This window comes from Muricoccus vinaceus (genome assembly GCF_042433125.1).
GTDB classification, from domain to species: Bacteria; Pseudomonadota; Alphaproteobacteria; order Acetobacterales; family Acetobacteraceae; genus Roseomonas; species Roseomonas vinacea.
In genome coordinates, this window is the sequence record NZ_JBHLVZ010000043.1 from 27,451 (window position 1) to 45,411 (window position 17,961).

Sequence of the window (17,961 nt, forward strand, 5' to 3'; positions counted from 1 at the left end):
CCGCCCCGCGTGCCTAGGATCGCCCTTCCGCCGCGCAGCGCGGCGACGAGGACGGCGCCAAAGGCCGCCCGGAACAGGGAGGAACCCCCATGGACAACGCCGCGCCGCGTTTCGGCACCGCCTGGCCCTCGATCCGCGACGAGGTGAGCGAGGCGGAATGGCAGGCCCGGCTGGACCTGGCCGCCTGCTACCGGCTGGTCGATGCCTACGGCATGACCGACATGATCTACAACCACATCACGCTCCGCATCCCCGGCACGGAGCATCTGCTGATCAACCTTTACGGGCTGCTCTACAAGGAGATCACCGCGACCAGCCTCGCGAAGATCGACGTGGAGGGGAACATCGTCTGGAAGCCGGACACCGATTACGGGATCAACAAGTCCGGCTACGTGATCCACGGCGCGATCCACAAGGCGCGGCCGGAGGTTTCGGCGGTGCTCCACACGCACACGCGGGCCGGCATGGCGGTGGCCGCCATGAAGGAGGGGCTGCTGCCGCTGAACCAGACCGCCATCCGCTTCGTCGGCCATCTCGGCTACCACGACTACGAGGGCCCGGCGATCGACCTGTCGGAGCGCGAGCGGATCGTGCGCGACCTGGGCCCGCACGACGCCATGGTGATGCGCAACCACGGGCTGCTCACCTGCGGGGCGACGCTGCAGCAGGCCTTCAACACCATGTACCAGCTGGAGATGTCCTGCCGGGCGCAGGTGGACGCCATGGCGGCGCGGGCGGAGCTGACGCTGCCTTCGGCCGAGGTGCTGGAGCGCACGGCGCACCTGTACCAGCCCGGCGCGCGGCGGCCCTATGGGGTGCTGGAATGGCACGCCATGCTGCGGCTGCTGGAGGCGGAGCAGAAGTCCTCGGGCTTCCCGCCCTATTGGGTGTGACGCGCGGCTGAACGGCGAAACCCGACGCGAGAGCGGGTGCCGGGAGAAAGGGAGGAGAGAGGATGAACCGATTCATGCCGGGCCGGCGCGGGCTCCTGGCGCTGGCCGCGCTGCCGCTCCTGCGGGGCGGGGCGGGGGCCCAGGGAACGGCGCAAGGGGCCTGGCCGAACCGGCCCATCCGCTTCATCGTGCCCTTCGCGGCCGGCGGGAACAGCGACGTGACGGCCCGGCTGTTCGCCGCGCGCATCGCGCCGCGCCTGGGCCAGCCCATCGTGGTGGAGAACCGCAGCGGCGCCACGGGAGCCATCGGCACCGAGGCCGTGGTCCGCGCCAGGCCCGACGGCTACACGCTGCTGATCGGCAGCCCCGGTTCCATCGTGAACGGCCCGCTGCTGATGGCGGCGCCGCGCTACGACACCATGGCGGACCTTCTGCCGGTGGCGCTGCTGGGGCAGGTGCCCATGGTGATCATCGTCCGGCCCGACCTGCCCGTGCGGAACCTCGCGGAACTCGTCGCCTTCTCGAAGGAGCGGCCGGGGGGCGTCACCATCGGCACCTCCGGCGTGGGTGGGGCCAACCACCTGCCGCTGGAGCTGTTCAAGGCGGCCACGGGGGCCAACCTCGTGCACGTGCCCTATCGCGGCGGCGGCTCCACCCTGCCCGACTTCGTTGCGGGCAACGTGGACGGCATCCTGATCGAGCTGCCGAGCGTGCTGGACCTGCAGCGGGACGGGCGCGGGCGCATCCTGGGCGTGGCTTCGGCCGCGCGGTCCCCGCAGGTGCCGGAGGTCGCGACCTTTATCGAGCAGGGGCTGGAGGGGTTCCTCGCGGCGTCCTTCGTGGGGCTTTTCGCGCCGGCGGGCACGCCGGAGCCGGTGATGCAAGCCTTGCAGGCGGCACTGGCCGAGGCGGCGGCGGACCCGGAGGTTCTGGCGCGGCTCGCCTCCTTCGGGGCCGATCCGCCCACGGCGGCGGAGCTGACCACGCCGGGGGTGGCGGCCTTTCTTCAGGGGGAGATGGCGAAGGCGCGGCGGGCCATCGCGGTGGCCGGGCTCAGGCCGGAATAGGCGCGCGCCCTATTCCACGCGGATGCCGGCCTGGGCGACGAGGCCGCGCCATTTGGGCACTTCCTCGGCCAGGCGCGCGGCCAGGGGGGCGGGGCCGTCCATGCGCGCGGTCGCGGCGCCCTCGGCCATGCGGGCCTGCAACTCGGGCGCGTCGCGCAGGGCGGCGAGCTCGGTGGTCAGGAGCGTGAGCAAGGGAGCGGGCAGGCCCTTCGGCGCCATCAGGCAGAACCAGTTCGGCGCGGCGTAGCCGGGCACGGTTTCGGCGATGGCGGGGATGTCCGGCAGGGCCGTGACGCGTTCGGGCATGGTGACGCCGAGGATGCGGGCGCGGCCCTGGCGCATGTGCTGGAGCACCTCGATCGTCGAGCCGAAGATGAGGGAGATGTCGCCGGCATAGACCGCCGTCACGGCGGGGCTGATGCCGCGATAGGGCACATGCGTCATCTCCACCCCCGCGAGGGCGCAGAACAGGGCGCCCGCCAGGTGGTTGGCCGAGCCCACGCCGCCCGAGGCATAGGTCAGCTCCGCCGGATGCGCCCTGGCGTGGGCGATGATCTGGGGAAGCGAGGTGAAGGGCGATTGCGAGCGCACCAGCAGGCCCGAGGGCACGTCGCACATCAGGCTGACCGGATCGAGGTCCCGCTGGGGGTCGAAGCCCAGCGCCGGCTGGAGCGTCGGGATGATGGAGATGCCCGCGGAGGTGGCGAGAAAGGTGGCGCCGTCCGGCGGCTGCTGGGCCACGTGCTGCGAGCCGATGCCGCCCCCGGCGCCGGGCCGGCTTTCCACGATGAAGTTGGCGCCGAGGCGGCGGCTCAGCCGGTCCGCGACGATGCGTGTGGGGATCTCGATGGGGCTGCCGGGGGCCTGGGGCACGACCAGCCGCACGGTGCGGACGGGCCAGGCTTCCTCCGCCCACGGGGCGCGCGGAAGGGCGGGCAGGGCGAGGGCGGCCAGAGCCAGGGTTCTGCGCTGCATCGTGTCCTCCCGCCGTTCTTCCGGAACGATCGCGCCGATGCTGCACCCCGCGCGGGGCGGGGCGCAACGGCCGGGGCTCACCAGCCCTCGGGCAGCGCGACCCCGAGCTCGCCGGCCACGCGCACGAGGTCGAGCCGCGTCTGGCCGGGCAGCATCAGGCCCTCGGCCTGGTGGCGCGCCTCGTTCCGCGCCTCGATCTCGCCGGGGTAGAAGACCTCCTCGAAGCCCTCCGCCAGGGGGACGGACTTGATGGAGGCGATCATCTCCTCCATCCGCGCCTCGAAGCGGGAGAGGGGGCCGAAGGCCTCGATGTTGAGCGCCATGACCATGTGGCCGCACCGGCTGCGGCGCTCGGCCTGGTAGGGGCCGTTCACCTCGTCCAGGATGCCGCTGCCGGAGAGCACGCCGGAGAGCACGTCCATCATCACGGTGACGCCGTAGCCCTTGTGCTCCGCCATGGGCAGGATCACGCCGCCCAGTGCCGCCACGGGGTCGGTGGTGGGGCGGCCCTGGGCGTCGATGGCCCAGCCCTCCGGGATGGGGATGCCCTTCTGGCGGGCCAGGAAGATCTTGCCGCGGGCCACCACGGTGTTGGCGATGTCCAGCATCATCGGCGGGTGGCGCCCGGCGGGGGCGGCGATGGACCAGGGGTTGTTGCCCAGGAGCTTGGCGCGGCCGCCCCAGGGCGCCATGGCCGGGCTGCCATTGGTGGTCAGCACGCCGATGCAGCCGGCCTCCGCCGCCATGCGCGTGAAGTAGCCGAGCGCGCCGTGGTGGTTGGAATCGCGCACGGAGACGATGCCGACGCCGTGCTGCTTCGCGCGCCGCACCGCATCCAGCATGGCGCGGCGCGCGATCACCTGGCCGACGCCGTCGCGCCCGTCGATCACGGAGATGGCGCCGGCATCCACCAGCACCTCGGGTTCCGTCACGGGCTTCATCGTTCCGGCGCGAAGGCGGTCGATGTACCAGGCCGCGCGCAGCACGCCGTGGGAGGAATGGCCCCACATGTCCGCCCGCACGAGGGTGTCGGCCACCAGCGCCGCGTCCTCCTCCGGCAGGCCGGCGGCGGCGTAGAGGGCGGCGGTGAAGGTGCTGAGCGTGCCGGGCGCGATGGGTGTCATGGTGTTGCGTTCCGCTGGTGTTATGGGACCCGCGCCGGGTCGCCCTCGAAGCCGAGGGCGCAGACCGAGCCGCCGTGGAAAAGGGCGGCGACCGGGCCGCCCGGCGTGGGCACGGCGGAGAGCTCGGTGGCGAAGCCTTCGGCGTCGTCCTCGGGCGCGTAGCCGATGCGGGCGCGCGCCTCGGCATCGCCGCCCCAGAGGGCGCGGCGGTTGTTCGACACGCCGTAGAGCAGAAGGAAGCCGAAGGGCGGCGCCTCGACGCAGCGGCGGGCGAGCTGGGCCATGTCGCGGTGGCTGATCCAGCCGCCGAGCTCGCGCGCGTTGCCCGGCCGCGCGCGGAAGGCGCCGATGCGCAGGCAGGCCACATCCATCCCGTACTTGTCGGCGTAAAGGCGGCCCATGGCTTCGCCGAAGACCTTGCTGACGCCGTAGAAGCCATCCGGGCGCGGAGGCTCCTCGGTGCCGACGGGCCGGTCGGCGCGGTAGAAGCCGATGACGTGGTTGCTGCTGGCGAAAACCAGCCGCCGCGCGCCGTTGCGCCGCGCCGCCTCGAACAGCCCGTGGCAGGCGACGATGTTGGTGTGCAGGATCTCCTCGGGCGTGCCGCCCGTCTCGCGCGGGATGCCCGCCAGGTGGATGACGCAATCGGCGCCGCGCGTGGCGGCATCGGCCATGGCGGGGTCGGACAGGTCGCCCTGCATCACCTCCTCCTCCGCGGTTTCCGCCTCCAGCGGGCGGCGGTCCAGCAGGCGCAGGCGGGGGGCGGCGCCGCGGAGCGCCGGGCGCAGCACGCGGCCGATCTCGCCGGCGGCGCCGGTCAGCAGGATGCGGCCCCAGGGGGGGCCGTTGGGGGGTGCCACCTCAGCCATCGACCGTCACGTTGGCCTCGCGCACGATGCGGCCGAACTTCTCGGATTCCGCCGACACGAAGCGGCGGTAGTCGTCGGGGGTCATGGGTTGGGGCAGCAGGCCCTGGGTCTCGAACTTCGTGCGCAGCTCCGGTTCCTCCAGCGCCTTGGCCACCGCCTCGGACACGCGCCGCGCGATCGGGTCCGGCGTGGCGCCGGGGGCGAAGAGGCCGAACCAGTTGATCAGCTCGTATTGGACGAGCGGGCCGTATTCCGACACGGAAGGCACGTCGGGCATCTGCGGCAGCCGTTCCCTGGAGGTGACGGCGACGGCGCGGATGCGGCCCGCGCCGATCAGCGACAGGCCGGAGGCGAGGCTGTTGTAGCCGTATTGCACGCGCCCGGCCGCGATGTCGGTAACGGCCTGGCCGGAGCCGCGATAGGGCACGTGCACGGTCTGGATGCCGGCCATGCTGTTGAACAGTTCCCCCGCCAGATGCTGCGGGTTGCCGATGCCGGAGGATGAGTAGGAGAGCTTGCCGGGATTGGCGCGGGCATAGGAGACGAGTTCCGCGACCGTCTTGAAGGGCGCGTCCATGCTGGCCATCAGGATGTTCGGCACCTTCACCACCAGCGTGACCGGGCGGAGGTCGCGCTGGGGGTCGTAGCTCATCTTCTCCTTGTAGAGGTGCTGGTTCACGGCGGTTTCCCCGGCGCCGCCCAGAAGGAAGGTGTAGCCGTCGGGCGCTGCCGTCGCGACGGCCTGCGCGCCGATCATGCCGCTGGCCCCGGCGCGGTTCTCCACCACGACGGGCTGGCCCAGCAACAGGCGCAGCGGGTCCGCCAGAAGGCGCGCGGTGATGTCCTGCCCGCCGCCGGCGGCATAGGGAGCGATGATGCGGATGGGGCGGTTCGGGTAGTCGCCCTGCGCGGATGTCTGGGCAAGGGCGGGGCGGGCCAGCGCGAGGGCGCCGCCGGCGGCGATCAGGCCGCGGCGGGTGGGGCGTGCGGTGGGCATGGTTTCCGGGTTCTCCCTTTTGTTGTTCCTGGCGGCGGGATCTAGCCCGCCAGCGTCCGGAGTTTCTGGAGGTCCGCCTCGGCGACGCGCACGCCCTCCTGCCGGCCGCGGGCAAGGGATGTCATCTCCCGCTCTCCCGGCAGCATCACGGGGGAAGCGGGGTCGGCGGCGGGGGTGTCGTGCAGGATGGCGGTGAAATCCGCCACGCGCTCGCGCAGCCATTCGGTGCTGCCCAGGCGCGCGGTGTCGATCAGGATGAAGACGTGGCCGAGGTCCTGCGCGGCCCCCGGGTTCTTGTCCCAGGCCTGCACGCGCGTGAGATAGGAGGCGCCCGAGAGCAGGCCCGCCAGCATGTCCACCATCACGGCCAGGCCATAGCCCTTGTGCCCGCCGACGGGCAGCAGGAAGCCGGCCAGCGCCGCCCTGGCATCGGTGGTGGGCTGGCCGGCGGAGTCGGTGGCCCAGCCCTGCGGCATGGGCTCGTTCTTCTCGGCCAGTGCGCGGATCTTGGCGCGGGCGGCGACGCTCAGCGCCATGTCCAGGATCACGGGGTCGCCGCCCGGGTTGGGCACGCCGATGCCGATGGGGTTGTTGCCCACCCGCGTGTCGCGCCCGCCCCAGGGGGCGATGGTGGTGGTGGCGTTGCTCGCGATGATCGAGGCGAAGCCGGCCTCGGCCGCGAGAAGCGCGTAGGGCATGACCGGGCCGAAGTGGTTGCTGCCGCGTGCGAAGGCGGCGCCGATGCCGGCGGCGCGGGCACCCTCGGTCGCGGCCTCCAGCGCGCGCATGCCGACCAGCGGGCCGATGCCGTTGCGGCCGTCCACCGTGGCCAGGCCCGGAGCCACGCGCAGGGTCGCGACCTCCGCCCGCGCGTCGATGCCGCCGATACGCACGCGGTCGAGGTATTGCGGAACGCGGCTGATGCCGTGCGTGCGCACGCCGAACAGGTCCGCGAGCACGAGGACGCGCGCCACCTGCGCCGCTTCGTCCTCCCGCATGCCGCCCGCCGTCAGCGCCCGCGACGCGAGGTCGAGCAGATCGCCCTCGGCAACCAAGGCTTCGCCCATTCCGTACCGTTTCCTTCCTGTCCGCCGCGGTCCGGGCCGCGGGAGGGGGCGAGCCTATCCCATCGGGGAAGAAGCGCGATAGCGTGCGGCCGGATCGAGGGGTGGTGCGCGATGGCTTGGACGGTTGAGACGGTGCAGCAGGGCTTTCCCGGCAAGTCCGCCTATCACGGCGGGCTGGGCTGGAGCACGGTGGCGGTGGCGCGCGGGCCGGAGGGGCGCATCGCGGTGCTGGACACCGGTGCGTTCGGCGCGCGCAGGCGGCTGCTGGCGCAGATGCGCGCGCTCGGCATCGAGCCCGGGGACGTGACGGACCTTCTGCTCACGCATCTGCACTACGACCACTGCATGAACTGGCCCATGTTTCCGCGCGCCACGATCCATGCGGGCGAGGCGGAGCTGGAGATGGCGCTGGCCCTGCCGGACGGTGACCCGCTTTATCCCGAGTTCACCATCCGCGAGCTGGCCCGCCACCCGCGCCTTCGCCGGCTGCGGGACGGAGAGACGGGCCTGCCCGGCATCACCTGCTTCACCGCGCCCGGCCACACCATGCACCATCTGGTTTTCGTGCTGGCGGGCGACCCGCCCGTGATCTTCTCGGCGGACGTGGCGAAGAACCGGGCGGAGCTGGCGACGGGGCGCGCGGACATGACGCTGGATGCGGCGGCGCACGCGGCCTCGATCGCGCGGCTCAACGCGGCGTGGCGCGCGGTGCCCGGCACCGTGCTGCTGCCCGGCCATGACCTGCCGCTGGTGCTGGACGGAGATGGGCGCATCGCCGCGCAGGGGGCGCGCACCTGTGCCATCGATGCCTGGTTCGGCGACAAGCTGGAGGCGGTCACGCGCTTCGAGCTTTCGGAGCGCGCCGCCGGCTGAGCGCCGCATCCCGGCCGCGCGCCACGGGCCCGGCGGGGCGGCCGGGGAGGGCGTTCCTCCGGCCGTTCGGGGGCGGATGCGTCCTGGCCGCGCCAGGGCACGTGCATGTCGCGGCGGGCGTGTCGGGGCGGGCATGTTCGGGCGTGGTGGGGCGCGGCCGCCTTCCTCCAGCGCCCGAGGCAGGGCGGGGTCGCCGAATCCCGCATGCGGCGGCCGTGGTCGGCCTCCTCGTTCAGCCGCCTGGCCGGCGGCCGTGCCAGGCGTCGTCCAGCAGGGCGCGGATGGCGGCGCGCTCCACCGGGCGGGGGTTCCAGTAGGGGTTGGCGGTGGCGAGGTCGGCGGCACGGTCCAGCCCGTGCTCGGGCATGCCGAGGTCGCGCAGCGCGGTGGGGGCGTCCATGCCCCGGGCCAGGTCGAAGAGGCCCGTCGCGGCATCGGCGGCGCCCAGCGCGCGGGCGATGCGCGCCATGGCATCCGGCGCCGCGGGGGCGTTGAAGGCGGTGGCGTGGGGCAGCACCACCGTGTGGGTCTGGGCGTGCGGCAGGTCGAAGGAGCCGCCGAGCGTGTGGCAGAGCTTGTGGTGCAGCGACATGCCCACCGTGCCCAGGCAGACGCCGCAGGCCCAGGCACCGAACAGCGCGTCCGAGCGCGCCTCGCGGTCGGTGGGGTCGCGCATGATCCGGGGCAGGGCGCGGGCGAGGGCGGCGATGCCCTGCTCGGCCATGGCCGAGGTGATGGGATTGCCGTCGCGGGCATAGAGCGCTTCCACCGAATGGGCGATGGCGTTCATGCCGGAGGTTGCGGACAGGCCGGGGGGCAGGCTGAGCGTGAGGTCCACGTCGTAGAGGATGACCTCGGGCAACACCTTCAGCGTGCGCTGCGTGGTCTTCTTCCCGCCCTCGGTCTCGCCCAGGATCGGCGTTGCCTCCGATCCCGCATAGGTGGTGGGAATGGCGATCTGCGGCAGGTCGGTGCGGAGCGCGATGGCCTTGCCGAGCCCGGTGGTGGAGCCGCCGCCGATGGCGACCGTGCAGTCGGCGCCGAGGGCGCGCAGCGCCTCCATGGCGCGCTGCGTCACCTCCACCGGCGTGTGCATCGTGGCCTCGGCGAAGATGCCGGCGGAAAGCGGGCCGAGGCGGGCCGCGAGGTCCTCGGCCATGCCGCGCTGCTCGGGGGTGGAGAGCACGAGGGCGCGCTTGCAGCCGAGGGCCCGAACCTCATCGCCGATGCGGGCGAGGGTGCCGGCGCCGAAGATCACGCGCGCGGGCAGCGCCTCGTAGGTGAAGGGTTGCATGGCGATCGTTTCCCCCGGTGCCGTCACGCCACGGGCGGCCGTGGCGGGAGGGATCATCGCCCCCGGGCGGCCGGATCGCCAAGAGCCGCGATCCATGGGGGCGCCGCCGGGTTGCCAAGCCACCGCCGCTGGGGAAGGCTGCCGGGAGAGGCGGCGAAGACCACCCGTGCCGGAGCGACCATCAACACGGCGGCCCTGAACCGATCGGAGACCACCCATGGCGCGCCCCTTTCATCTCGGCTGGTTCCTCCAGGGCTCCAGCGTGCAGGCCTGGGGCGAGCCCTGGACCGGCGCCATCGGCCGCGACTGGATGCAGCCCGACCTGTTCGCCGACATGGCGCGCGCGCTGGAGCGCGCCTGCTTTGACTATATCCTGATCGAGGACAGTTCCTACATCGGCGAGGCCTATGGCGGGTCGCGCGAGATCTACCTGAAGCACGGGCTGTCGGTGCCCCGGCAGGACCCTTCCATCGTGGCGACGCTGCTGTTCGCCGCGACGCGCCGCATCGGCATCGCGACCACGCTCGCGACCTTCACCCATCCGCCCTATCTGCTGGCGCGGATCATGGCGACGCTGGACCAGGTTTCGGCCGGGCGGGCCGGGTGGAACATGGTGACCGGCAGCAGCGACATGGCGGCGCGCAACTACGGGCTGGACGGGCTGCCCGAGCACGACCTGCGCTACGACATGGCCGACGAGTACATGGCCTGCGTGAACGCGCTGTGGGATTCCTGGGAGCCGGGCGCCCTTCTGGCCGATGCGGAAAGCGGCGTGCTGGTGGACCACGCGAAGGTCCGCGCGGTGGACTTCAAGGGGCAATGGTACAGCTCCCGCGGGCCGCTGAACTCGGGGCCCTGCGTGCAGGGGCGGCCGGTGATCGCCCAGGCCGGCGGCTCGCCGCGCGGGCGGCAGTTCGCCGCGACGCACGGGGAGACGGTTGTGGCGAATCCGAAGGGGATCGCGGCGATGAAGAGTTACCGCGACGACATCCGGGCGCGTGCCGCGGCCGCCGGCCGCGACCCCGACGGGATCAAGGTGCTGTTCCTGATCAATCCCATCATCGGGGAAAGCGCGGAGCACGCGGAGATGCGGCGCCTGGAGCGCATCGCCGCCGCCGACCGGCGCATCGCGCAGCGGCTGGCGCATTTCAGCAAGGTGACCAACATCGACTTCTCCGGCTTCGACCTGGACCAGCCGATCGACGAGGGGCTGCGCACCAACGGGCACCAGCAGAACCTGGACACGCTGAAGAAGATGGGGGCGGGCGGCAAGACGCTGCGGCAGGCCTTCGCGGATTACAGCGGCAGCGGTCTTTCGGTGGATCTCTGCGGCACGGTGGATGCCGTGGCCGGGCAGATGGCGGAGGCGATGGAGGAGATCGGCGGCGACGGCTTCCTGTTCTCCATGGGCGATGTCAGCCGGCGCGTGGTGGCGGAGGTGGCGGACGGGCTCGTGCCGGCCTTGCAGGCGCGGGGGCTCACGCGGCGCGGCTACGGGCATGCGACCTTCCGCGAGAACCTGCTGGAGTTCTGAGCGATGCTCCTGCTTCCCCGGCGCGGGCTGTTGCGGGCGGGGCTGGCGGCGCCCTGGCTGGCGCCGCTCGGCCACCTGCGCGCGCGAGCGGAGGAGTATCCCTTCGCGCTCGGCGTCGCCTCGGGCGAGCCGGGGCCGGACTCGGTGGTGCTCTGGACGCGCCTGGCGCGGCGCTGGCGGGATGGGGGCATGGGCGAGGCGCCCGTGCCGGTGGACTGGGTGCTGGCCCGCGACGAGGGGCTGCGCGACGTGGTGCGGCGGGGCCGCGCCATGGCGGTGGCGGAGGACGCGCATTCCGTGCATGTGGAGCTGTCCGGCCTGGAGCCGGACCGGCCCTATTGGTACGGCTTCACCGCGCTGGGCGCCGAGAGCGGGGCCGCGCGCACGCGCACCGCGCCCCGGCCCGGCACCATGCCGGCGCGTCTGCGCTTCGCGGTGGCCTCCTGCCAGCAGTACGAGCAGGGCTTCTACGCCGCCTACCGCCACATGCTGGCGGAGGACCCGGACCTCGTCGTGTTCCTGGGCGACTACATCTACGAGGCGTCCTGGGGGCGGAACCTCGTGCGCAGCCACGAGGGGCCGAGCGCGCGGGACCTGGAGGGCTACCGGGACCGCTACGCGCTGTACAAGACCGATCCCGACCTTCAGGCGATGCATCGCGCCTGCCCCTGGCTGGTGACCTGGGACGACCACGAGGTGAGCAACGACTACGCCGCCGACCGCGGGGAGGCGGAGGAGGGCGCGGCCTTCCTGGGCAGGCGGGCCGCCGCGTACAAGGCGTTCTGGGAGCACATGCCGCTGCCCGCTTCCGCGCGGCCGGACGGGGCTTCGGCCCGGATCCACCGGCGCGCGGGCTTCGGGGATCTGGTGGGGTTCCACATGCTGGATGATCGCCAGTACCGGGCCTATCAGGCCTGCCAGCGGCCGGGGCGCGGGGGCGGTGGGTATGTGTCGCGGGAAGGCTGCGCGGAGCTGGACGACCCCGCGCGCTCCATGCTCGGCGCCCGGCAGGAATCCTGGCTGCGCGAGGGGTTGGCGGCGGCACGGGCGCGCTGGACGGTTCTGGCGCAGCAGACGCGCATGGCGCGGCTCGGCACGCAGCGCACGCCCGTCACCTACTGGACGGATGGATGGGACGGCTATCCGGCGGCGCGCGCCCGGCTGCTGGAGGATCTGGCCGCGAGCCGTGCGCCGAACCCGCTGGTGATCGGCGGGGATATCCACGCGCACCTGGTGGCGGAGCTTCGCCCCGATTTCGACCGGCCGGAGACCCCGGCGGTGGCGGTGGAGTTCACGGGAACCTCCATCACCAGCCAGGGCCGGCAGTACCGCGAGACCTACCCCGCCGATCCGCACATCGCCTACGCCAATGGCAGCGCGCGCGGATACCTCATGATGACGCTGACGCCCGCGACCGCGACGGCCGAGCTGCGCGCCATCGACGATCCCCGCGACCGCGACACGGGGATCGCGACGCAACAGCGTTTCGTGGTGGAGGCCGGGCGGGCCGCCCTCCACCAGGGGTGATTCAGGTGGCGGTGATGTTGTTGGCGCGCACCACCTCGCCCCAGAGGGCGTGGTCGCGGCGGACCATGGCGGCGAACTCCTCGGTGGTGCCGCTGCCGGGCTCGTCGCCCTGGCTGGTGACGCGCTCGCGGAGTGTCGCGTCCTGCAGCGCGGTGTTCTGGGCGGCGTAGACCTTGCGGACGATGTCGTCGGGCGTGCCGCGCGGGGCGAAGAGGCCGATCCAGGCGGTGAAGGTGAAGTTGCTCAGGCCCTGCTCGGCGGAGGTGGCGACGTCGGGGAAGGCGGAGGAGCGGTTGGCGCCGGTGACGAGGATGGCGCGGAGCTGCCCGGACTTGACGAAGGGCGCGACCACGGAGGCGCCGTCAAACATCGCGCTGAAGCGGTTGGCGATGAAGTCCTGGATGGCGGGGCCGCTGCCGCGATAGGGCACGTTCTCCATCGCGGGGTTGCCGATGCGGGTGCGGAACAGCTCCATCGCGCAGTGGGACAGGCTGCCGGCGGCGGGGGTGCCGTAGTTCACGCCGTTGCGCTGCGCCTTGGCCCAGGCGGCGAATTCCTGGACGTTGTTGGCGGGCACGGAGGGATGCACGCAGAGCACCATGGAGCTTTGCAGCGACAGCCCGATCGGCACCATGTCCAGCGGGTTGACGGCCATGTTCGAGAAGGTGTGCGGGTTGATGGCCATGGGGCTCGAATTGCCGGCCAGCAGGGTGTAGCCGTCCGGGCGGGCGCGCATCACGGCCTCCGTGCCCAGGTTGCCGCCGGCGCCGCCGCGGTTCTCGATCACCACCGTCTGGCCCAGCGCCGTGCCCAGGCCGGGCTGCACCATGCGGGCGGCGAAGTCGGTCTGTCCGCCCGGGGGGAAGCCCACCACCAGGGTGATCGGGCGGGTGGGCCAGGGCGCCTGGGCGCGCGCGCCGTAGGGCAGGGCGAGGCCCATGCCCGCGCCGATCGCCGCGCGCCGGGTGGGCCGCCAGCCCGAATCGTTTGCTGCCGTCATCGTCGTTTTCTCCCTGTTCAGGCGCCGCCTTGTGGCGGTTCCGCCCTGCCCTGGCTAGGTAGGATGGGGGCGGCGGATCGCCGCTTGGAGGGGGGGCGGGGCGACGTGGGCTCGCGCAGCCGTGACAGGCGCGGCGCGGGGCCGGCGCCATCTACCGGATCCGTCCCTTCGCAACGGCCTTCTTTTCGCTGGCCGGTCGGCGGGACCGGTTGACGGCGGAAGGGGGCGGCGCGAAACCAAAGGCGGTTGGGCCGGTCCGGCGCGGTGTGTCGGGCGGGCCGGGGCCCACGGAAAGAAAGTGAGCGACGTCATGGTCAAGCTGCGCAGCCAGGCCTGGTTCGACAATCCCGACGACCCCGGCATGACCGCGCTCTACCTTGAACGCTATCTGAACTACGGCATCACCCGGGCGGAGCTGCAATCGGGGCGGCCGATCATCGGGATCGCGCAGACGGGCAGCGACCTCGCGCCCTGCAACCGCCACCACCTGATGCTGGCGGAGCGCGTGAAGGCGGGCATCCGCGAGGCCGGCGGGATCCCCATGGAGTTCCCGGTCCACCCGATCCAGGAGACGGGCAAGCGGCCGACGGCGGCACTCGATCGCAACCTCGCCTATCTCGGGCTGGTGGAGGTGCTCTTCGGCTATCCGCTGGATGGCGTCGTGCTGACCACGGGCTGCGACAAGACGACCCCGGCCTGCCTGATGGCGGCGGCGACGGTGAACATGCCGGCCATCGTGCTCTCGGGCGGGCCGATGCTGGACGGGCACTGGAAGGGGCGGCTGGCGGGCAGCGGCACCATCATCTGGGAAGGGCGGCAGAGGCTCGCGGCCGGGGAGATCGGCTATGGCGAGTTCATGGACATGGCCGCGGCCTCGGCGCCCAGCGTCGGGCACTGCAACACCATGGGCACCGCGCTTTCCATGAATTCGCTCGCCGAAGCCCTGGGCATGAGCCTGCCCGGCTGCGCGGCCATCCCGGCGCCTTACCGCGAGCGCGGGCAGATGGCCTACGACACCGGGCTGCGCATCGTGGAGATGGTGCGCGAGGACCTGACGCCGCGGAAGGTCATGACCAAGCAGGCCTTCGAGAACGCGATCATGGTGGCCTCCGCCATCGGCGCCTCCACCAACGCGCCGCCGCACCTGATCGCCATCGCGCGCCACCTGGACGTGGAGCTCTCGCTGGACGACTGGCAGCGGGTGGGCCACGACGTGCCCATGCTGGTGAACTGCCAGCCGGCCGGCGCCTATCTGGGCGAGGCCTTCCACCGCGCCGGCGGCGTGCCCGCGGTGATGCGGGAGCTGCTGGATGCCGGGCTGCTGCACGCCGATGCGCTCTGCGTGTCCGGCCGCACCATGGGCGAGACGCTGTCGGGTGTGGAATCCCACGACCACGACGTGATCCGGCCCTTCGCGGAGCCGCTGGTGCCCGAGGCCGGGATGCTGGTGATGACCGGGAACCTGTTCGATTCCGGCATCATGAAGACCAGCGTGATCTCGCCCGAGTTCCGTGCCCGCTACCTGTCGAACCCCGACGACCTCGACGCCTTCGAGGGGCGGGCGATCGTCTTCGAGGGGCCGGAGGACTACCACCACCGGATCAACGAGCCCTCGCTCCAGATCGACGAGCACTGCATCCTGTTCATCCGCAACTGCGGGCCGGTCGGCTATCCCGGCTCGGCGGAGGTGGTGAACATGCAGCCGCCGGACGAGCTCATCCGCCGCGGGGTGCACGCGCTGCCCTGCATCGGCGACGGGCGGCAGAGCGGCACCTCGGCCAGCCCCTCCATCCTCAACGTCTCGCCCGAGGCGGCGGCGGGGGGGAACCTCGCGATCCTGCGCACCGGGGACCGCGTGCGGGTGGACCTGCCCAAGCGCCGCGTGGACCTGCTGGTGTCGGAGGAGGAGATCGCCTCCCGGCGCGCCGCCCTGCCGCCGGTGAAGCTGACCAACCAGACGCCGTGGCAGGCGATCTACCGCGCCACGGTGGGGCAGCTTTCCACCGGCGCCTGCATGGAGGACACGGTGGCCTACCAGGACCTCGTGCACACGGCCGGCCTTCCACGCAACTCGCACTGATGCGCCGGTGAGGAAGGGGCCGTGACCCGCATCGTCTGCCTGGGCGAGTGCATGATCGAGTTGCGGGAGCGGCCGGACGGGCTGCTCTCGCGCGCCTTTGGCGGGGATACGCTGAACACGGCGGTCTATCTCGCGCGCCTCGGCGTGGAGGTCGGCTATGCGACGGCGCTGGGGGACGACGCGCATAGCGAGGAGATGCTCCGGGGCTGGGAGGAGGAGGGGGTGGGAACCTCCCTCGTGCTCCGCCTGCCCGGGCGTGTGCCCGGCCTCTACCTGATCCAGACGGACGAGAAGGGCGAGCGGCGCTTCTCCTACTGGCGGGGCGAGGCGCCCGTGCGGCAGTTGTTCGACCAGCCGGAGACGCCGCGGATCGAGGCGGGCCTGGCCGCGGCCGGGCTGGTCTATCTTTCGGGCATCACCCTGTCCCTGTTCCACGGCCCGGCGCGCGAGCGGCTTTTCGCGGCGCTGGAGGCGGTGCGGGCGGCGGGCGGACAGGTCGCCTTCGACAGCAACTTCCGCCCGCGCGGCTGGCCCGATCCGGAGGAGGCGCGCGCCGCTTTCGCCCGTGCCGTTGCCCTCAGCACCACCGTGCTGGCGGGGGTGGAGGACTTCACCCTGCTGGACGGAAAGGCGACGCCCGAGGGGCTGATCGCGCGGCTGCGCGAGGCCGGGGTGCCCGAGGTGGTTGTGAAGCTGGCCGAACCCGGCTGCATCGTGGCATCCGCGGAGCAATCCACCCCGGTGCCGCCGCCCGCCCCGGTGAAGCCGGTGGACACCACGGGCGCGGGGGACAGCTTCGCGGCCGCCTATCTCGCTGCCCGCCTGCGCGGCCTGGGGCCGGAGGCGGCGGCCCTGGCCGGGCACCGCCTGGCGGCTGTGGTGGTGCGGTACCCCGGCGCCATCATCCCGCGCGACGCCATGCCAGCCGACATCTTTTCCCCGGAGTCCGCATGACCACGCCCAATCCCATCGCCGACCTGCTGCGCGCGGCCCGGATCGTGCCCGTGCTGACCATCCGGGACGCGGCGCAGGCCGTGCCGCTGGCCCGTGCGCTGGTGGCCGGCGGCGTGAACACGCTGGAGGTGACGCTGCGCACCGAGGCGGGCGCCAAGGCCGCGGAGGCCATCCTGCGGGAGGTGCCCGGTGCCGTGGTGGGGCTGGGCACGGTGCTCGCGCGGCGGGACCTCGCCCTGGCCCGCACGCTGGGCGTCACCTTCGCCTTCTCCCCCGGTGCGACGCCGGAGCTGCTGGACGCGGCGGCGGAGGACGGCATTCCCTTTGTGCCCGGCATTGCGACGGCTTCCGAGCTGATGGCGGCCGCGGCGCGGGGCTTCACCACGGTGAAGCTGTTCCCCGCCGCCCAGCTCGGCGGGATCGGGGCGCTGAAGGCGCTCGGCGCTCCCTTCCCGGAAGCGCGCTTCTGCCCCACGGGCGGGATCGGGGAGGAGGAGATGCGCGACTACCTGGCCCTGCCGAACGTGGTGGCGGTGGGCGGTTCCTGGCTGGCCCCGGCGGCGGAGATCGCGGCGGGCGAGTGGAGCGCGATCGAGGCGCGGGCGCGCCGCACGATGCAGGCGGCCCAGGCGGGCTGAGGGGCTGGCTGAGGCCGCCTTGCTCAGGCCTGAGCGCGTGGCGGGCCGGTGGAACCGCGCTCCACCAGCGCGGGGGCGAGCACGGCGGTTCCGGCTTCCGTGCCCTGGTGGATGCGGTCCAGCAGGAGGCGCGCGGCGCGGCGGCCCATTTCCGCGTGCGGGATGCGGATGGTGGTGAGCGGCGGCTCGATCATGTCCACCAGCGGCATGTCGTTGTGGCCGGTGACGGAGATGTCCGCGGGGATGCGCAGCCCCGCGCGCCGGCAGGCGTCGTAGGCGCCCAGCGCCAGCAGGTCGTTGGCGCAGGCCAGGGCCGTGATGCCGGAGCAGCGGGAAAGAAGGAGGCTGGCCGCGGCCTCGCCCTCCGCGCGGCCATAGGTGGGCGCGGCCTCCACCCAGCCGGGGGGGAGTTCCAGCCCTTGCGCGGCCATGGCGGCCTCGAAGCCCTCCCGCCGCAGCAGGCCGGTGGAGAGCGGCGCGGGGCCGCCGACATGGGCGATGCGGCGATGGCCGAGGGAGGCCAGATGGGCCACGGCCATGGCCATCCCGGCGCGGTCGTCGGAGACGACGGCGGGGATGCCTTCTCCGCCGCTGCGGTTGATCAGAACAGTGGGCAGGCCCCGCACGAGGCAAGCGGCCAGGGCGGGGTCGTCGCGCAGGGCGACGGTGGCCAGCAACAGGCCGTCCACGCGGCGCGCGGCGAGTTCGGCGACGAATTCGGCGGCCTGGGCCGGGTCGTCGCCGGGATCGGCCACGAGCAGGGCATGGCCGTCCTCCGCCAGGGCCGCCGCCGCGGCGGCGAGGATGGGCGCAAAGACGGGATTGGCGATGCCGGGCACCAGGGCGCCCACCAGGCGGGAGCGGCCAGTGCGAAGCGACATGGCCGCGGCATCCGGCCGGTAGCCCAGCCGCGCCGCGGCCTCCTGCACCCGGTGCGCGGCGGGGGCGGCGACGAGGTGGCGGGTGGCCGGGTTGAGCGCGCGCGAGGCGGTGGAGGGGTGAACGCCTGCCTCCTCGGCCACGCGGCGCAGATTGACGGAACGGGGGAGGGGAGGCGCCATGGTCCCCA

General features: G+C 73.0%; 16 protein-coding genes. 8 read left to right on the top strand and 8 right to left on the bottom strand.

The genetic code is table 11. From position 1 onward, the window contains the following. Window positions 1-89: 89 nt before the first annotated feature. On the top strand, window positions 90-893 hold the full coding sequence (locus tag ACFFIC_RS15360; protein WP_377051849.1) for a class II aldolase/adducin family protein: 804 nt from the start codon (window positions 90-92) through the stop codon (window positions 891-893). Between the two features lie 62 nt (window positions 894-955). After that, complete coding sequence (locus ACFFIC_RS15365) at window positions 956-1,960, top strand: Bug family tripartite tricarboxylate transporter substrate binding protein (protein ID WP_377051851.1); 1,005 nt, start codon at window positions 956-958, stop codon at window positions 1,958-1,960. A gap of 9 nt (window positions 1,961-1,969) precedes the next feature. On the opposite strand, the gene ACFFIC_RS15370 is transcribed toward ACFFIC_RS15365, so the two are convergent. The 5 genes from ACFFIC_RS15370 to ACFFIC_RS15390 all read right to left on the bottom strand — a co-directional run bounded on the left by ACFFIC_RS15370 (window position 1,970) and on the right by ACFFIC_RS15390 (window position 6,992). Then, window positions 1,970-2,935: a Bug family tripartite tricarboxylate transporter substrate binding protein gene (locus ACFFIC_RS15370; protein ID WP_377051853.1), complete on the bottom strand. Its 966-nt coding sequence runs from the start codon at window positions 2,933-2,935 to the stop codon at window positions 1,970-1,972. A gap of 77 nt (window positions 2,936-3,012) precedes the next feature. After that, window positions 3,013-4,059: an Ldh family oxidoreductase gene (locus ACFFIC_RS15375; RefSeq protein ID WP_377051855.1), complete on the bottom strand. Its 1,047-nt coding sequence runs from the start codon at window positions 4,057-4,059 to the stop codon at window positions 3,013-3,015. Between the two features lie 20 nt (window positions 4,060-4,079). Continuing rightward, window positions 4,080-4,928 carry an NAD-dependent epimerase/dehydratase family protein gene (locus tag ACFFIC_RS15380; protein ID WP_377051857.1) on the bottom strand — a complete coding sequence of 283 codons (849 nt, stop codon included), beginning with the start codon at window positions 4,926-4,928 and terminating at the stop codon, window positions 4,080-4,082. Then, on the bottom strand, window positions 4,921-5,925 hold the full coding sequence (locus ACFFIC_RS15385; protein ID WP_377051859.1) for a Bug family tripartite tricarboxylate transporter substrate binding protein: 1,005 nt from the start codon (window positions 5,923-5,925) through the stop codon (window positions 4,921-4,923). Before ACFFIC_RS15385 ends, ACFFIC_RS15380 begins: the two co-directional genes overlap by 8 nt. Window positions 5,926-5,966: 41 nt before the next feature. Next, window positions 5,967-6,992 carry an Ldh family oxidoreductase gene (locus ACFFIC_RS15390; RefSeq protein WP_377051861.1) on the bottom strand — a complete coding sequence of 342 codons (1,026 nt, stop codon included), beginning with the start codon at window positions 6,990-6,992 and terminating at the stop codon, window positions 5,967-5,969. Between the two features lie 111 nt (window positions 6,993-7,103). Between ACFFIC_RS15390 and ACFFIC_RS15395 the strand changes: the two genes are divergently transcribed. Continuing rightward, entirely contained in the window at window positions 7,104-7,865 is a 762-nt protein-coding gene (locus tag ACFFIC_RS15395) for an MBL fold metallo-hydrolase (RefSeq protein ID WP_377051863.1), read from the top strand. 232 nt (window positions 7,866-8,097) lie between these two features. Here ACFFIC_RS15395 and ACFFIC_RS15400 read toward each other — a convergent pair whose 3' ends face one another. Beyond that, complete coding sequence (locus tag ACFFIC_RS15400) at window positions 8,098-9,216, bottom strand: maleylacetate reductase (protein ID WP_456306937.1); 1,119 nt, start codon at window positions 9,214-9,216, stop codon at window positions 8,098-8,100. A 160-nt stretch (window positions 9,217-9,376) separates the two neighbouring features. Here ACFFIC_RS15400 and ACFFIC_RS15405 point away from each other — a divergent pair, with 160 nt between their 5' ends. Both ACFFIC_RS15405 and ACFFIC_RS15410 read left to right on the top strand, forming a co-directional pair. Further along, on the top strand, window positions 9,377-10,693 hold the full coding sequence (locus tag ACFFIC_RS15405; protein ID WP_377051865.1) for an NtaA/DmoA family FMN-dependent monooxygenase: 1,317 nt from the start codon (window positions 9,377-9,379) through the stop codon (window positions 10,691-10,693). 3 nt (window positions 10,694-10,696) lie between these two features. Continuing rightward, complete coding sequence (locus tag ACFFIC_RS15410; protein ID WP_377051867.1) at window positions 10,697-12,220, top strand: alkaline phosphatase D family protein; 1,524 nt, start codon at window positions 10,697-10,699, stop codon at window positions 12,218-12,220. Between the two features lies 1 nt (window position 12,221). Here the strand turns inward: ACFFIC_RS15410 and ACFFIC_RS15415 are convergent, their stop codons facing one another. Then, complete coding sequence (locus ACFFIC_RS15415; RefSeq protein WP_377051869.1) at window positions 12,222-13,220, bottom strand: Bug family tripartite tricarboxylate transporter substrate binding protein; 999 nt, start codon at window positions 13,218-13,220, stop codon at window positions 12,222-12,224. A 310-nt stretch (window positions 13,221-13,530) separates the two neighbouring features. Here ACFFIC_RS15415 and ACFFIC_RS15420 point away from each other — a divergent pair, with 310 nt between their 5' ends. Genes ACFFIC_RS15420 through eda form a run of 3 tightly spaced genes read left to right on the top strand, consistent with a single transcriptional unit; the run spans window position 13,531 to window position 16,892 of the window. After that, window positions 13,531-15,300, top strand: coding sequence for an IlvD/Edd family dehydratase (locus ACFFIC_RS15420; RefSeq protein ID WP_377052188.1), 1,770 nt, complete (start codon window positions 13,531-13,533; stop codon window positions 15,298-15,300). Between the two features lie 21 nt (window positions 15,301-15,321). Continuing rightward, window positions 15,322-16,254: a sugar kinase gene (locus tag ACFFIC_RS15425; protein WP_377051871.1), complete on the top strand. Its 933-nt coding sequence runs from the start codon at window positions 15,322-15,324 to the stop codon at window positions 16,252-16,254. Continuing rightward, complete coding sequence (gene eda, locus ACFFIC_RS15430) at window positions 16,251-16,892, top strand: bifunctional 4-hydroxy-2-oxoglutarate aldolase/2-dehydro-3-deoxy-phosphogluconate aldolase (RefSeq protein WP_377051873.1); 642 nt, start codon at window positions 16,251-16,253, stop codon at window positions 16,890-16,892. The genes ACFFIC_RS15425 and eda overlap by 4 nt, the downstream gene beginning before the upstream one ends. 23 nt (window positions 16,893-16,915) lie before the next feature. Here the strand turns inward: eda and ACFFIC_RS15435 are convergent, their stop codons facing one another. After that, a complete protein-coding gene (locus ACFFIC_RS15435; RefSeq protein ID WP_377051875.1) occupies window positions 16,916-17,953 on the bottom strand; it encodes a LacI family DNA-binding transcriptional regulator in 1,038 nt (345 codons plus the stop codon). Window positions 17,954-17,961 lie beyond the last annotated feature (8 nt).

Bases quoted from the DNA above. Each gene is read 5' to 3' on its own strand.
- ACFFIC_RS15385 (WP_377051859.1), bottom strand. From the start codon at position 5,925: ATGCCCACCGCACGCCCCACCCGCCGCGGCCTGATCGCCGCCGGCGGC.
- ACFFIC_RS15415 (WP_377051869.1), bottom strand. From the start codon at position 13,220: ATGACGGCAGCAAACGATTCGGGCTGGCGGCCCACCCGGCGCGCGGCG.
- ACFFIC_RS15395 (WP_377051863.1), top strand. From the start codon at position 7,104: ATGGCTTGGACGGTTGAGACGGTGCAGCAGGGCTTTCCCGGCAAGTCC.
- ACFFIC_RS15380 (WP_377051857.1), bottom strand. From the start codon at position 4,928: ATGGCTGAGGTGGCACCCCCCAACGGCCCCCCCTGGGGCCGCATCCTG.
- ACFFIC_RS15375 (WP_377051855.1), bottom strand. From the start codon at position 4,059: ATGACACCCATCGCGCCCGGCACGCTCAGCACCTTCACCGCCGCCCTC.
- eda (WP_377051873.1), top strand. From the start codon at position 16,251: ATGACCACGCCCAATCCCATCGCCGACCTGCTGCGCGCGGCCCGGATC.
- ACFFIC_RS15370 (WP_377051853.1), bottom strand. From the start codon at position 2,935: ATGCAGCGCAGAACCCTGGCTCTGGCCGCCCTCGCCCTGCCCGCCCTT.
- ACFFIC_RS15365 (WP_377051851.1), top strand. From the start codon at position 956: ATGAACCGATTCATGCCGGGCCGGCGCGGGCTCCTGGCGCTGGCCGCG.
- ACFFIC_RS15360 (WP_377051849.1), top strand. From the start codon at position 90: ATGGACAACGCCGCGCCGCGTTTCGGCACCGCCTGGCCCTCGATCCGC.
- ACFFIC_RS15435 (WP_377051875.1), bottom strand. From the start codon at position 17,953: ATGGCGCCTCCCCTCCCCCGTTCCGTCAATCTGCGCCGCGTGGCCGAG.
- ACFFIC_RS15400 (WP_456306937.1), bottom strand. From the start codon at position 9,216: ATGATCCCTCCCGCCACGGCCGCCCGTGGCGTGACGGCACCGGGGGAA.
- ACFFIC_RS15410 (WP_377051867.1), top strand. From the start codon at position 10,697: ATGCTCCTGCTTCCCCGGCGCGGGCTGTTGCGGGCGGGGCTGGCGGCG.
- ACFFIC_RS15420 (WP_377052188.1), top strand. From the start codon at position 13,531: ATGGTCAAGCTGCGCAGCCAGGCCTGGTTCGACAATCCCGACGACCCC.
- ACFFIC_RS15405 (WP_377051865.1), top strand. From the start codon at position 9,377: ATGGCGCGCCCCTTTCATCTCGGCTGGTTCCTCCAGGGCTCCAGCGTG.
- ACFFIC_RS15390 (WP_377051861.1), bottom strand. From the start codon at position 6,992: ATGGGCGAAGCCTTGGTTGCCGAGGGCGATCTGCTCGACCTCGCGTCG.